This is a genomic window from Epilithonimonas pallida (assembly GCF_900182975.1).
Classification (GTDB): Bacteria; Bacteroidota; Bacteroidia; order Flavobacteriales; family Weeksellaceae; genus Epilithonimonas; species Epilithonimonas pallida.
The window spans coordinates 409421-423076 of record NZ_FXUO01000003.1 but is presented as its reverse complement, the minus strand read 5'-3'; the positions used below and the strand labels follow the sequence as shown (position 1 = coordinate 423076).

The following is a 13656-nucleotide window of genomic DNA, read 5'->3' as shown; positions in this document are numbered from 1 at the left end:
TATATGTTTTTATTTTTTAGTATATATTATTCTAAGCTGAGCATTCTTAGATTTTTGTATTTCATGCCCAATATTATTTATATTATTTTCATCTATTCCTTTCAGTACGATTCTAAAAGGATTATAAGGCCTGTCATTATATGTTTGCCCCAAAAGAGCTCCGGTAGAAGAATTACTCAAATAACTTCCAACATTAATTATAAAATTATCATGCTTAGAATTCTTTTCGATAATATCTTTTAATGAAGCGGTTATTCCTATATCATAGTAAGCTTCTTTTGTAGAAAGATTAGTGGTTTTCACAAGAGTATACCCAGCAGAAGACAATGTTGTCATATCCGGAAGAAAACGCACTGTATCTTTTATAATTTCTTGAACTAGCAGACTGGATGGCTTTTTATAAGAATTATCCCAGGATTCATCATTATATAAACGAATTTTTGCAGAAACAATCCCAATTTTATCGTCTTTATACTTTTGCTTCAATGCATCGATTGTATATTGAGGAATTTTTATTCCTATACTGCTTCCACCCATACCTTGCATATATAATTTAGGTGCAAACTTATCAGATGTAATAGGATTTAAAATATTCTTAATATCAACCGCTTTCACCATTGCTCCACCATAGTTGCTTCCTGCTCTACTATAAATTACCTGACTCAGATGGACATTGGAAGAACCCAGATTCAACGTAGTTTCTTGCTTTGTTCTTGTAACATTTCCTGTACCATCGGTTGCAGTAACATCATTTTTATAATAGATCGTAATTCCTGCATCATTAGGTGCCATTGAGAACAAATAACCATCGTTCTGTTCTACAGAAATGCTAATTCCTCTAAAATATCTGATAAATGAAGCAGCATCTTTAAGAACCTGGTTACCTTGTTTTGCAATGATTTTATCTTGAAAAAAAGCATTATCCAATTTCATTCTGAACGAAACAGCACGATTTAATAGCTCTGAAGCATCAGAATCTTTAGTAATTACAACTGAATTAACTGTTCCATTAAAAGCCTGTGATCCTAAAACTTTATCTGTGTTAAGAGTAAACGTTTTATTAGTATTAATAGAATCGGCAGGACTACCTAAGAAATCCATTACCTCGTGAACTTTTATCGTTAACGGAGCAACATCTTTTCCTATTTTATATTTACCATATTTTCTAACCGGATAAGTTGTAACTACTTTTTTAGCTGCCACATTACCGTCCGGATAAACATAATCTTCAGTTGTAGTAGTTTTTACAGAATCCGTAGCGGTTTCATATCTTGGCTTAAGCGTTAAAACTACAGAATCAATTACTGGATTCTTACCGAAATCAGGGTTATAAGTATTTAATCTTAACTGCGTTATATAGGATACTTTCTGACCGCCAAAAACATCTTCGTTAAACGCACCTATCCTTACACTGTCATATTGAGAAGTAACAACTTTCTGCACATCATGGTTATCAACATTATATGCAATCAAGCTATATGCTTTGTCATAACCTTCAGATGCATTGCCATCCACTAATTGAGAACCAAAATTATCTAGCTCACCCTCACAAGAATTTAATACAATTACTCCCATTAATACTAGCGGAAATAATTTCATTAATGTTTTTATTTTTATCATTATAAACAATAGTAGTAATTAATAAACCTTTGCTATAGAATCTGCGTTCAAATAATCGGATTTATCAGCTTCCGCCTTTCCGTAGGCCTGATCCAATTTTTCTTCCAAAAATTCATTCCCCTTCACGATAACATCCACATAGTTCATACTATCGTTTACAAAACTTAGAAAGGTTGGATTATCTAACGATTCTAAATCAGAAATATTATCAAACTCCAAAATTTCTTTTGTATTTTCTTTCAAAGGAATATCTTCTTCATTATAAACAGAAAGGACAATTTTGGTATCCTTGAAGTAAGAATCATCCTTATAATAAGTTTTTAAATAAATAGGAATAAGAGAAGCCATCCAGCCATTCAGGTGAATGACATCAGGAACCCAATTCAGTTTCTTGATCGTTTCTATAACACCTCGGGCAAAGAAAACAGCCCTTTCATTGTTATCTTCAAAAGGCGCACCTTCGTCATCAAAGTAATATTGCTTTCTTTTAAAATACTCTTCGTTGTCTATAAAATAAACCTGAAGACGCTCACCAGGCAAAGAAGCTACTTTTATGATTAATGGCTGATCCAGATCATTAATAATGATGTTCATCCCAGAAAGCCTGATAACCTCATGCAACTGAAATTTTCTCTCGCTGATTTGACCGAATCTAGGCATAAAAACCCTCACATCGTTACCTTCACTATGCATTTTCAGCGCCATTTTGTGTACCAAACTCCCCATATTTGTATCTTCTTGGTAGGGATACATTTCCGTAGTAACGTATAAAATCTTTTGATTAGGCATAAAATTTACTTTAAACGAAGTACAAAAACTTCATTTTGCAAAATTACAAAAAATTAAATCAAAACATTTATTTTAATTAATATTAATATTGTTGTTTAAAACTTATTAAATATCAAATACTTAATAAATTATAAATGTTAAATCTCATCAAAAAATAATGATTTTTTTAACTTTTCAAATCCCCAAAGCATAATTCCAGACAAAAACCACATTTACAGTTAAAACAGAAGACAGGCTATAATTAAAGTAAAAACCGTTACCTTTGAGTTCAAAATTATCAGGCTAATGCAGGTTTTTTATGACAAACAGTCGTTTTCCAACTATATAATCCGACAAAAAAAGGAAAATAAAATAATAGGATTTGCTCCTACAATGGGGGCTTTACATGCGGGACATATTTCTCTTTACCAAGAAGCCAGGCAAGAAAATGACATCGTGGTTTCATCAATTTTTGTCAATCCAACACAATTTAACAACCTCGAAGATCTGGAAAAATACCCTCGAACGGTTGAAGATGATATCAAAAAACTGGAAACATCAAAACTGGTTGATGCCGTTTACATCCCAAAAGTTGAAGACATCTATCCTAACGGAATGAAAAAAAAGCATTACGATTTTGGCGGAATTGAGAACGAAATGGAAGGCGCTGCCAGACCGGGACATTTTGACGGTGTCGGAACTGTGGTTGAAGAATTATTTCTGCAAGTAGAACCAGACAATGCTTATTTTGGAGAAAAAGACTTCCAGCAATTGAAAATTATTGAAAAACTCGTTGATATATTGAATCTGAATATCAAAATCCACGGCGTAAAAATCCATAGAGAAGAAAGCGGATTAGCAATGAGTTCTCGTAACATGCGTCTTTCTGACACAGAAAAGAAAGCTTCTTCTGTTATATATAAGACATTGAAAAAAGTGAATGATTGGTTTCGGGTTGTGTCAATCCCTGAAATCAAAAAAAGGGTGGAAGAAATTTTCCAACAAAACGAGATGAAACTGGAATATTTTCTGATTGCCGATGAAGGCACATTGAAAGAAGTGGATTTTTTTTCGAAAGATAAAAGCTACCGTGCTTTCATTGTAGTGAATGTTGGAAAAGTAAGACTGATTGACAACATGCATCTGGAATAAAAAAGAAGCTTCTTTTTCAAGAAGCTTCTACACCAAATCACAAAATATTAATATGAAAAAAATTTACTTGCGTAAATTGTGACCTGGCTGGGATTCGAACCCAGGACCCATACATTAAAAGTGTATTGCTCTACCAGCTGAGCTACCAGGTCTTGAAAATATAAAATATCTTCAGAGTTTGTACTGTGCCTGCGACTGGACTCGAACCAGCACATCCTTAGGAAACCACCCCCTCAAGATGGCGTGTCTACCAATTTCACCACGCAGGCAAAAAAAAACCGTATAACTACGGATTTTTCTGCTTGTGACCTGGCTGGGATTCGAACCCAGGACCCATACATTAAAAGTGTATTGCTCTACCAGCTGAGCTACCAGGTCGGCCACATTCAAAACTTTATAGATTACTATTCCGTTTTAAAGTGGTGCAAAGATAAGGCTTTTTTTAAAATCTCAAAATTTTTTTAGAACTTTGTTTAAAATAAAATTATGATAATTTCTCTCCTCGGATATATGGGAAGCGGTAAATCTCACGTTTCCAAAAACTTGAGCAAAAAATTAAATTTTCCACTCATCGATCTTGATCAGAAAATTTCTGAAGAGCATCAGCTTAGCATACCCGAAATTTTCCAAAATAAAGGCGAAATCTTCTTTCGTAAGGAAGAAAAAAGAATTCTGAAATCGATCTTAAACGAGAGAAGCAATGTCATTCTGAGTCTTGGTGGAGGAACGCCTGTATATTATAATAATATGGATCTGATCAATCAATTCTCAAAAAGTATTTTTCTGAGAGCTTCTGTTAAAACCCTTACGGAACGCATCATGCTTCAGAAGAACTCTCGTCCTTTGATTGCAAGATTGGAAGACAATGACATCCCTGAGTTTATTGCCAAACATCTCTTTGAACGAAATCCTTTTTATGGAAAGTCACATTTTACAATCGATACGGATTCCAAAACCGCCAGTGAGATTTCTGATGAGATCATCAGGTTGTTGAAAATTTAATTTTCATCATCACTATCCGAGAAAAAAACATCCCAGTCATCGTTATCCATTTCTGAGGAAGCATCGCTCGTGGAAAAATCATCCATTTCCCTTCTGTCTTTTTTGGTAGGTCTTCCAAGTCCTTTTTGTCTGTAATAATCCTGAGCGGACTTTCTCATTTTCAGGATTTCGTACTGTTCTTTCTCTGTCATATCAATTACATATAAAGAAACCAATTTAGCTCCTACTCTGCTTTTGGGGATATCTGTAACTTTTATTTTATACTCGATTTGATTTTTTTTAATTTTAATAAGATCGCCGGTTTTCACTTCTTTAGAAGATTTCACGGCATTTTCTCCAATGCTGACTCTGTTTTTCTTGATCTCTTCTGCTGCGATGTTTCTTGTTTTATAAAATCTCACACTCCATAAAAATTTATCTATTCTCATAATTTTTTATACTTTTGTCACGTTAAAATTAATTGCAATTTAACATTAAATAAAAAATGAAAAAAATACTTTTGGGAATTGCTCTTTCTGTAGCTGTTTTACAGGGATGCAAGAAAGACAATAATGATGATGAAGAAGTTGTACAGCTTACTGTAGAAGAGCAAAAAGATTATGACGATGCTGCGGCTCTGGATTTTCTGAATACACATTACCTTAACAGCAAAGGAGTCATCACTGCTTTTGATGACACTACTGACACTGACAATAATGAAAAAAAACTGGCAGATTATAACTATGTCAAGTTACCATCTGGTGTAATTTATATTGTAAGACCTGGTGCACAACCTGACCCGGGGAAAGAAATGGCAACTGATGACATCATTAGTTTTTTCAATGTTACAAAAACTTACACCGCTTCCAAGGTTAATGATAAATTTGTTTTCAACAATGAAATTACTTTTGTTAATAATGTTACAAATACCGGTGTTCCAAGTGTAGATCCTGCTTATTACTATGTAAAATCATCTGTAATAAAAAACTATAACGATACCAACAAAACAAATATAGGCAGAGATTTCTTCGAAATCGAAGGACTGAAAGAAGCATTAAAGTTCTTCAAATCTTATGACAATCTGGACGTAGCTTCAGATTATAATATGCAGGGCGTGATTATTGTTCCGTCCAGAGCAGCTTATGCAAGAGATAACTCGATTTACGGAACGGTATATGCCAACAGAAGTTTTGTTTTCAATTTTCAGCTTTATAATACTAAGACAAGAGTTAAACCCGGGGAAGATTAATCCTCAATATCATACAAAACAAAAAAGCGTGGTTCAAATTTGAATCACGCTTTTTATTTGATATAGCTTCGTTTTAAACCTTGGCCAGAAAATCCTCAAATTGAGTTTCTTTAACAGAAACATTTCCGTCTTCCTGGATTTTATCCAGGATTATATGTTCTATCTGATTAATTGATTTTTCATCAAAAGGTTTTGAAACTCTGACATAGTTTTCCGTGAAGCCATACATCATTCCGTTTTTGTTTTCATGTTCCCAAAGAACCGGAAGCTTTTTGCCTAACTGGGTTCTGTAGAATTCCATTTTCTTTTTTTCGGAAAGGATTCTGAGCATTTTATTTCTTTTCTTTCTTTCAGAGATCGGGACTGCACCTTGCATATCAGCAGCCTCGGTATTTTCTCTTTCGGAATAAGTGAAAACGTGGAGATAGCTGATTGGCAAATCATTCAGGAAATTATATGTTTCCATAAACAACTCTTCAGTTTCCCCGGGAAATCCGACAATCACATCAACGCCAATCGCCGCATCTGGCATCACTTCACGGATTTTATTAACCCGATTATAATAAAGCTTCGTTAAATAACGGCGTTTCATTCTTTTCAGTAATTCATCACTTCCCGATTGAAGTGGAATATGAAAATGCGGGACAAAACTTCTGCTTTTGGAAACCAAATCGATGCTTTCGTCTTTCAAAAGATTAGGTTCAATGGAGGAAATTCTGATTCTTTCGATGCCTTCTACTTTGTCCAGTTCGGAAATCAGATCAAGAAAAGTGTGTTCGTGTTTTTTGTTCCCAAATTCTCCCTTTCCATAATCTCCGATATTAACACCTGTCAAAACGATTTCTTTGATATCTTTTGCCGCAATTTCTTTTGCATTATTAATCACATTCTCGATGGTGTCGGAACGGGAAATCCCTCTGGCCAAAGGAATGGTGCAATAGGTACATTTGTAATCACAACCGTCCTGAACCTTCAGGAAAGCTCTCGTTCTATCGCCAATAGAATAAGACCCAACAAAGAAATCTGTTTCGTCAATCTCACAGGAATGGATCTGAGCATAACTTTCCGACTTTTCTAAATCATCCAGATAACTCAGAATATTGAATTTTTCTTTAGCACCCAAAACCAGGTCAACACCTTCAATCCCGGAAATCTCTTCCGGTTTCAGCTGTGCATAGCAGCCGATAACTGCAACCAAACCTTCGGGATTAGCTTTCGCAGCACGCTTCACGTGGAGCTTACATTCTTTATCCGCATTTTCGGTTACAGAACAGGTGTTGATAATATAAACCTGTGCCGGCTCATCAAAATTAACTTTCTGATAACCCGCATCCGTCAATTGTCTTGCAATAGTAGAAGTTTCTGCAAAGTTCAGCTTGCAGCCAAGTGTGTGAAAAGCAACGGTTTTCGGTTGTGAAATAACATCTGACATAAGGCTGCAAAGTTATTAATAAAATTGCAACCCTTCCAAATAATGAACTTAGCACAAAAAAATCCGGACTTACCGGATTCTGTTATTTAGATTTCTTTTGTTTCGGAACTTTGAGTCCTTCTTCTTTTGCTTCGGAAATACCGATAGCAATGGCCTGTTTCCTGCTTGTGACTTTGTCACCTGAGCCGGATTTCAGTTTTCCTTCTTTGAATTCTTTCATGACTTTGCCCACTTTTTCCTGGGCTTTATCGGAATATTTTTTAGTCGCCATTTTTTTAATTTTTTGATTTCGGAACTTCTACAGCCAGTTCATAGACTTTGGCATGCATCAGATATTTTGACCTTTCTCGTGAAGTCACATTTTCAACTTCGCCTTTGTATAGAACAATAACCGCATCTTCTTTAATTAGAGGATCCGAATCCGAAAAATATTTCTCGTCCGGACTTTTCTCCGTCACTTCATTCTGTCTTTCTTTCAGTTTGTCAGCAATTTCCTGAAAACCCTCATCCGAAGAATGTAAAATCTTGTAATCCGGTCCTGCGAAAGCTTTATAATATTTATTCTCTGCAATAAGATTCTGAGAATTATCTTCAACCGGGTTATCGTTTCCGTCCAAAAAACCAACTTCGACTAATCTTCCATTCCTTTCATCTGCAAATTTCTTCGCTTCGCCAACAGAATTAAAACCTGTGTAAAGATTGGTATTTTCAAATTCGTATTTTGTAAGTCTTTCTACAATATTTTCTGATTCCATAATTTATTTTTTGTAATTAACATTTACTTGAAATCAACTTAATGGTGTCTTACACCTGTATGATGATAATTGGCATTTTTAAAGTGCTGGCTTCCTGGGGTAGCCTTAGTTTGATTCTGGTATGTATCAATATGATGATTTGCCTGCGAAAGAAGTTCCGGCGTTTCAAAATGAAGTTGCTTACCATTTTTGAAAATCTCACCTTGAGAATTCCTGTACATCTCGTTCTCTTTGTAAGAATTTCCATCCGGAGCTGTAAAAAGCTTTTCCTTGTTTCTTTTATTTCTGATGATTTGACCTGCTAAAATTAAAGTTCCGCCTGCAAGAAAACCTAAAACTACTTTTACACTATTTTTCATATCTTTCATTTTTAAGAATTGAAAAACAAAATTGTTGCCAAATAGAATTTTAAAATTTTAAGAAGTTTCAAATTACTTCGAAAACTTTAGTGACATAAGTGACATTTTGTCAATGCTGATTATACCAAATTGATAATCAATAACAAAATCAACAATAATTCTGTTAATTTTAGTACAATTCAAACATTTAATTTACTATTTGGACCAGATTTTTATTAATGTATTTTTAAAATTGGTTAAACTTCGTTAAAACTGTAACACTAATTTTTTAGTTCATACTAATTTAGCATTAAATTTGTCTAACAGAAATCAAAAAAAGAAAAGAATATTAAAATGAAGAATACATTAAAAAAACTAATGCCATTTGCATTGACCGGTGTTATTTCCGGTGCAACGGTTTTCGGAGCGAGTCAATATTTCAGTTCAGAAAACAATGGAGAAGATTTCTCTTATTTTACAAAAGCTTCTAAAAATTCTGCATTTGCCGGAATGAGTTCTGCAGTTGGGGACGACTTCGTTAAGGCTTCTAAAACCACGGTTCCTGCGGTTGTAACAATCAAAAATTATCAGGACAGAGCAACTCAAAGAATGCCTGACAATGATATGTTTGATTTTTTCTTCGGACCTGGCAACAGTCCTTTTGGTGGTGGTCAACAAAGGCAGCAACAGCAACCCCCTAAGAATATGCCCTCCGGATTAGGTTCAGGAGTCATTATCTCACCAGATGGTTACATTATTTCCAATAATCACGTCGTTGCTGGTGCTAATAAACTGGAAGTGGTTCTAAGTAATAAAAAATCTTATATCGCAACATTAATAGGAACAGATCCCAATACGGATATTTCCCTTTTAAAAATCGAAGAAAAAGGTCTGCCTTACCTCAACTTTGCCAACTCTGATATGGTAGAAGTAGGACAATGGGTTTTAGCGGTAGGTAATCCGCTTGGGCTTAATTCTACGGTTACAGCAGGAATTGTTTCTGCAAAAGGCAGAAGCATTGATATCCTGAGCCAGCAATCCAGAACACCAATCGAAAGCTTTATCCAGACGGATGCTGCAATCAACCCGGGAAACAGTGGTGGTGCCTTGGTCAATGTCAACGGAGATCTGATCGGGATCAATACAGCAATCCAATCCAAAACAGGCTACTACGAAGGTTATGGGTTTGCAGTTCCTTCCAACTTAGCAAGAAAAATTGTTGAGGATATCAAGAAATTCGGATTGGTACAAAGAGGTTTCCTCGGAATCGGAAGCTTAGATCTGTCTAATGATATGCAGGTTGCAGCTTATAACCAAAAAAACAAAGCTAACTTAAAAGTTGGTGACGGTGTTTATGTGACTGAAGTCACAGGAAAAAGTGGTGCCGAAGATGCAGGAATCAAAACAGGTGATATTGTAACTAAAATTGATAATACAGATATCAGCAGCTTTGCAGACCTATCTTTCGCAATCGGAAGTAGAAGACCTGGTGATAAAGTGTCCGTAACTTATACCAGAAACGGGAAACCAAACACAGTAACTGTTACTCTGAAAGACCAGAAAGGCGGAACTTCTTCAAGAAGTAAAGAAGACCTGACTGTTACTGAAAAGATCGGTTCGGAATTCGAGCCACTGAGCGACAGAGTGAAAACCGATTATGGTCTGGAAAGCGGTGTTATTGCTAAAAATGTGATAGAAGGCAGCGAAATGGATAAAATTGGTGTAGTGGATAATTACATCGTAATGGAAATCAATGGAAAACCTGTTAATTCTCAAAAAGATGTCGAAAAAATATTGAGCGGATACAAAGGTAATGTCCAGGTAAAATATGTAGACAGCTACGGCAGAATTACCACGAGAGGTTTTAAAATGCCTTAATTCTCCAAAACATAAAAACAAAAACCCAACCTGTTGAATGGTTGGGTTTTTTATATGGATTTTTTCTAACTTTGGTTGATATCAATGGTATGAAAAAAATAAGATGCATCGTAATAGAAGATCAGGAAATTGACAGATTGATGTTACAACATCTCATCAAGCAACATGGTATCCTGGAACTTGTTGCTGCAGTTGATTCTGCTGAAAACGCAAAACCCTTTCTTGATGATTCAATAGATCTGCTTTTTCTTGATATTGATTTACCGGAAATGTCAGGAATAGAAATCAGAAAAACTTATCAAAAAATCCCCGCCTGCATTTTCATAAGCTCGCACCCGGAATATGCCATTGAAACGTTTGAGCTCGACACACTAGACTTCATTTCAAAACCTTTAAAAAAAGAACGTTTTGATTATTCTATCAATAAGTTATTGGATTTTTTCAGTATGAAAGAAAAGTCTGAATATTTCGATATTCTTACCGGTTCTCAATTTTTAAAAATAAAAGAAGGCCATAATGTTGTACAGATAAAAATTTCTGATATCATCTATCTGGAGGCATTGAAAGATTATACAAGGCTGATCACTACACAAAAAAAACATTGCGTTTTATCATCAATCGGTCAGATTTTAAAAGACGACCATTTTTCAAATTTTGTCAGGATCCATAAAAGCTATGCCGTTCCAAAACATCTTATTACCAGAAAAAACAGTTACGAAGTTGTTATCAATAGTAATATCAATCTACCAATCGGCAGAGCTTACAAAGAAAATCTAAGCTTTTTTGAATCTTAAAATGACTTGTGTTTCGCCGATTAATTGATTGCTTTTAACTTCGATATTACATCGGATTGATTTACAAAGATCACGAATCACATGTAACCCCAAACCTTTTTTGATGCCTATACTTGTATGATCTTCGTATAAAGCTCTGAATTTTTCAAGATTTGTACCGCCTCCGTTATCGGAGATCTCAATAAAGCTTTCATTATTCTCTTCCCAGGCTTTACAAATAATATGAGCGTCAGGTTTTCCCTGTACTACTTTTACACTGTTATTGATCAAATTTCGAATGATGGTTTTCAAATATTCTTTGTCAGTAAAAACCCACATATTTTCTGAGAAGTTAAAGGAAATCTGAATGTCATTGACCCAAACAAATTCTTTTTTAACATCGGAAAATATCTCTTCTATCTTATAATTTCTGAACGACGGCTCAAAATTTTCCATCTGTCCTTTGCTCCAAAGCAAAAGGTCTTCCATCTGTTCCAGAAGCTGCTCGGTTGCTCTTGTAGTTTGTGTCTCGAGCCGGTCTTTGGTTTCTTCGTCCATCATTTCGGGTGCTTCTTTCCGAAGATGGAGAAAATTAATCAAGGAAATAACAGGACTCCGTAGGTCATGATTCAGAATTCCAAAAAACTGCATTTTGGTTTTATTAGCTTTATCCAATTCTGAATTAAGTAACATTAATTTCTGATTGATTCTCTTTCTGTTCCGACTCTGATAATAAAGTAACCCTCCAATAATAGCAATAGCAACTAAACCTGAAATCAGATAAATTCGTTGTTTTTTAGAATTTTTAATTGTTAATTCATGGATAGTATTTTCATTCAATAATGATTTGATTTCCTGCTGTTTACTTTTATTTTGAAATTTTGCTTCGGCATTCGCAAGACTTTGCTTCCCAGATTCTATAGAAAGAGAATCATTGGTTTGACTGTAAGTTTTGTAATATTGATAGGCCTTGTCCCATTGTTTTTGAGCGGCGTAACTTTCAGATAACTTTTTATTGATCTCTGCAAAAAAACGTTTGTCATAGATGTAAGCAAAGTTCAACGCTTTGTTAAGGATTTTAATCGCTTCGGCGTATTTTCCTTGTCCAACCAATACTTTTCCTTTGGCTGTATTGGCTTCCATCAGGATCTCTTCATCGTTAGATTTTTTGGCGAAAAGCAAGGCCTTATCAGCGTAGTCATCCGCGAGTTCCAATCTGTTTTTCTCAAGATAAAACTCAGACATATTCCGGTTTGCATAGCTTACATTAAGGAAAAGCATCTGGTTGTGCTGTCCGATTTCATATAATTCTAAATAGTATTTTTTCGCTAAATCGATATTCCCCAAATGGGTGTAAGCCTCGATATAAGTATTGTATAAAAAAGCAATTCCATCTGACCTATCTTTGAGATAAGGGCTAGCATAATTTGTATATTCTATCGCCTTTTCATATTGTTTCATATCATTATAAGCATCGGCAATTTGTAGATATGAGATGCCAATATTATTTCTGGTCTCTTTTTTCCTTTTATCCAGCAACAAATAATCAATAGCTTTCAGCTTATAATTAATGAAATTTTCAAACTCAGACCTATCCAGATAATATTCTCCGATACTCCCTAAAAGTGTGGCTTTTAAGTTCTTAGCTTTAACCGTGTCGACAATCTTTTTGACATAATTGATGAGTTCCTCTCCTTTCTTGTATTCTTTTATAGAGTAATACATATAATTGAGCCTCATCAATGCTAAAACTTCTTGCTCCAAATATTTATTTTGTGCAAGTTGCAGTGATTTTTCAAAGTAGACTGTTGCTTTTTCGTATTGGTTATTAGTATACTCGTAACCATAGCCTTTGTAGAAATAGAATTTTGACAAGTATTTTTTATTATTCACTGAAAGCGCAATTCCGATATCTGCTTCTTTGATTAATAAAGGATAATTTTCAGTTTCTGTTAATGAATTACAGTAAGCATCCCAGGCTTTGATCTTTTGATCATTGGTTTTATACTGCAAAAGATCCGGTTGTTTCTGTGAGAATAGAAACAATACCAAATTCAACATTATGAAAACCCATATTTTCCTCACCAATAAGACTTTATAATATCTTATTAAAGCTACAATTATTTTTTAATAAATGTCATTGGTCTATTAAAATTGTCGTTTATCTATTTCATCTTTTCATCAGTACATTCTCATTTTACCTTTGGAATAGAAAAATTCACTCTATGAAAAATAAAATATTAATTCGCTTTTTAATTCTGCTCATTGCACCGACTGGATTATTAAAAGCACAAAAAACAATTGCTTCGACAGGGATTACTGCTATTGGAAGCGGTGGCAGTTCATCCTATACCGTCGGACAGATAGATTACCGGCAAAAAGGATCTAATGCCGAGGTAATGGAGGGTGTTCAGCATGCTTATGAAATCATAACGTTAGCTGTAGAAGATTTGAACAACAAAGAGCGAAATATACTCTTATATCCCAATCCTGTGAAAGATCTTTTATGGATTGAATTCAGTGATAAAAATTATCAAAATTCAAATTATACCCTATTTGACTCACAAGGGAAACTGATCAAAAAAGGAAACCTGAATCAACAAAAATCTGAGCTGGATTTCTCATTGTTACCTTCTTCTGTTTATATCATCAGGGTTTTCCAGAACGATCAAACTATCAAAACATTTAAAGTCATCAAAAAATAATACTT

Annotated in this window: 14 protein-coding genes and 3 tRNA genes; 6 read left to right on the top strand and 11 right to left on the bottom strand. The window is 34.6% G+C overall.

Annotated elements, in window-relative coordinates; all coding sequences use genetic code 11:
* Positions 1–9: 9 nt before the first annotated feature.
* Positions 10–1515: a DUF4270 family protein gene (locus tag QOL71_RS08065; RefSeq protein WP_283416417.1), complete on the bottom strand. Its 1506-nt coding sequence runs from the start codon at positions 1513–1515 to the stop codon at positions 10–12.
* A 123-nt stretch (positions 1516–1638) separates the two neighbouring features.
* A complete protein-coding gene (locus QOL71_RS08060) occupies positions 1639–2409 on the bottom strand; it encodes a glycogen/starch synthase (RefSeq protein ID WP_283416416.1) in 771 nt (256 codons plus the stop codon).
* Positions 2410–2694: 285 nt separating this feature from the next.
* On the opposite strand from QOL71_RS08060, the gene panC reads away from it, so the two are divergent.
* Positions 2695–3540, top strand: a complete 846-nt coding sequence (panC, locus tag QOL71_RS08055) for a pantoate--beta-alanine ligase (protein WP_283416415.1) — start codon at positions 2695–2697, stop codon at positions 3538–3540.
* Positions 3541–3619: 79 nt separating this feature from the next.
* Here panC and QOL71_RS08050 read toward each other — a convergent pair.
* The 3 genes from QOL71_RS08050 to QOL71_RS08040 all read right to left on the bottom strand — a co-directional run bounded on the left by QOL71_RS08050 (position 3620) and on the right by QOL71_RS08040 (position 3918).
* Positions 3620–3692 (bottom strand) — tRNA-Lys (locus QOL71_RS08050).
* 34 nt (positions 3693–3726) lie between these two features.
* Positions 3727–3809 (bottom strand) — tRNA-Leu (locus QOL71_RS08045).
* A 36-nt stretch (positions 3810–3845) separates the two neighbouring features.
* Positions 3846–3918, bottom strand: a tRNA-Lys gene (locus QOL71_RS08040).
* 108 nt (positions 3919–4026) lie between these two features.
* Between QOL71_RS08040 and QOL71_RS08035 the strand changes: the two genes are divergently transcribed.
* Positions 4027–4542, top strand: coding sequence for a shikimate kinase (locus QOL71_RS08035; RefSeq protein WP_283416414.1), 516 nt, complete (start codon positions 4027–4029; stop codon positions 4540–4542).
* Here the strand turns inward: QOL71_RS08035 and QOL71_RS08030 are convergent.
* On the bottom strand, positions 4539–4970 hold the full coding sequence (locus tag QOL71_RS08030; RefSeq protein WP_283416413.1) for an RNA-binding S4 domain-containing protein: 432 nt from the start codon (positions 4968–4970) through the stop codon (positions 4539–4541). The two genes, QOL71_RS08035 and QOL71_RS08030, sit on opposite strands and share 4 nt — an antisense overlap.
* A gap of 56 nt (positions 4971–5026) precedes the next feature.
* On the opposite strand from QOL71_RS08030, the gene QOL71_RS08025 reads away from it, so the two are divergent.
* Positions 5027–5770, top strand: coding sequence for a hypothetical protein (locus QOL71_RS08025; protein WP_283416412.1), 744 nt, complete (start codon positions 5027–5029; stop codon positions 5768–5770).
* Positions 5771–5843: 73 nt separating this feature from the next.
* On the opposite strand, the gene mtaB is transcribed toward QOL71_RS08025, so the two are convergent.
* The 4 genes from mtaB to QOL71_RS08005 all read right to left on the bottom strand — a co-directional run bounded on the left by mtaB (position 5844) and on the right by QOL71_RS08005 (position 8316).
* The gene (gene mtaB / locus QOL71_RS08020; RefSeq protein WP_283416411.1) at positions 5844–7202 is read right to left on the bottom strand and encodes a tRNA (N(6)-L-threonylcarbamoyladenosine(37)-C(2))-methylthiotransferase MtaB; all 1359 of its coding nucleotides are present in this window, start codon (positions 7200–7202) and stop codon (positions 5844–5846) included.
* A gap of 82 nt (positions 7203–7284) precedes the next feature.
* Positions 7285–7473: a DUF6496 domain-containing protein gene (locus QOL71_RS08015; RefSeq protein WP_283416410.1), complete on the bottom strand. Its 189-nt coding sequence runs from the start codon at positions 7471–7473 to the stop codon at positions 7285–7287.
* 4 nt (positions 7474–7477) lie between these two features.
* On the bottom strand, positions 7478–7957 hold the full coding sequence (locus QOL71_RS08010) for a hypothetical protein (protein ID WP_283416409.1): 480 nt from the start codon (positions 7955–7957) through the stop codon (positions 7478–7480).
* 38 nt (positions 7958–7995) lie between these two features.
* Positions 7996–8316 (bottom strand): hypothetical protein, encoded by a 321-nt coding sequence (locus QOL71_RS08005; RefSeq protein WP_283416408.1) that lies wholly within the window; start codon positions 8314–8316, stop codon positions 7996–7998.
* Between the two features lie 333 nt (positions 8317–8649).
* Between QOL71_RS08005 and QOL71_RS08000 the strand changes: the two genes are divergently transcribed.
* Positions 8650–10173, top strand: coding sequence for a trypsin-like peptidase domain-containing protein (locus tag QOL71_RS08000; RefSeq protein ID WP_283416407.1), 1524 nt, complete (start codon positions 8650–8652; stop codon positions 10171–10173).
* Between the two features lie 89 nt (positions 10174–10262).
* Positions 10263–10967 (top strand): LytR/AlgR family response regulator transcription factor, encoded by a 705-nt coding sequence (locus QOL71_RS07995; protein ID WP_283416406.1) that lies wholly within the window; start codon positions 10263–10265, stop codon positions 10965–10967.
* Here the strand turns inward: QOL71_RS07995 and QOL71_RS07990 are convergent.
* On the bottom strand, positions 10947–13007 hold the full coding sequence (locus QOL71_RS07990) for a tetratricopeptide repeat-containing sensor histidine kinase (RefSeq protein WP_283416405.1): 2061 nt from the start codon (positions 13005–13007) through the stop codon (positions 10947–10949). The two genes, QOL71_RS07995 and QOL71_RS07990, sit on opposite strands and share 21 nt — an antisense overlap.
* A 164-nt stretch (positions 13008–13171) precedes the next feature.
* Here QOL71_RS07990 and QOL71_RS07985 point away from each other — a divergent pair, with 164 nt between their 5' ends.
* On the top strand, positions 13172–13651 hold the full coding sequence (locus QOL71_RS07985) for a T9SS type A sorting domain-containing protein (protein WP_283416404.1): 480 nt from the start codon (positions 13172–13174) through the stop codon (positions 13649–13651).
* The last annotated feature ends 5 nt before the right edge of the window (positions 13652–13656 follow it).

Bases quoted from the DNA above. Each gene is read 5' to 3' on its own strand.
- QOL71_RS08010 (WP_283416409.1), bottom strand. From the start codon at position 7,957: ATGGAATCAGAAAATATTGTAGAAAGACTTACAAAATACGAATTTGAA.
- QOL71_RS08035 (WP_283416414.1), top strand. From the start codon at position 4,027: ATGATAATTTCTCTCCTCGGATATATGGGAAGCGGTAAATCTCACGTT.
- QOL71_RS08000 (WP_283416407.1), top strand. From the start codon at position 8,650: ATGAAGAATACATTAAAAAAACTAATGCCATTTGCATTGACCGGTGTT.
- panC (WP_283416415.1), top strand. From the start codon at position 2,695: ATGCAGGTTTTTTATGACAAACAGTCGTTTTCCAACTATATAATCCGA.
- QOL71_RS08015 (WP_283416410.1), bottom strand. From the start codon at position 7,473: ATGGCGACTAAAAAATATTCCGATAAAGCCCAGGAAAAAGTGGGCAAA.
- QOL71_RS08060 (WP_283416416.1), bottom strand. From the start codon at position 2,409: ATGCCTAATCAAAAGATTTTATACGTTACTACGGAAATGTATCCCTAC.
- QOL71_RS08005 (WP_283416408.1), bottom strand. From the start codon at position 8,316: ATGAAAAATAGTGTAAAAGTAGTTTTAGGTTTTCTTGCAGGCGGAACT.
- QOL71_RS08030 (WP_283416413.1), bottom strand. From the start codon at position 4,970: ATGAGAATAGATAAATTTTTATGGAGTGTGAGATTTTATAAAACAAGA.
- QOL71_RS08025 (WP_283416412.1), top strand. From the start codon at position 5,027: ATGAAAAAAATACTTTTGGGAATTGCTCTTTCTGTAGCTGTTTTACAG.
- QOL71_RS07990 (WP_283416405.1), bottom strand. From the start codon at position 13,007: ATGTTGAATTTGGTATTGTTTCTATTCTCACAGAAACAACCGGATCTT.
- QOL71_RS07995 (WP_283416406.1), top strand. From the start codon at position 10,263: ATGAAAAAAATAAGATGCATCGTAATAGAAGATCAGGAAATTGACAGA.
- mtaB (WP_283416411.1), bottom strand. From the start codon at position 7,202: ATGTCAGATGTTATTTCACAACCGAAAACCGTTGCTTTTCACACACTT.
- QOL71_RS07985 (WP_283416404.1), top strand. From the start codon at position 13,172: ATGAAAAATAAAATATTAATTCGCTTTTTAATTCTGCTCATTGCACCG.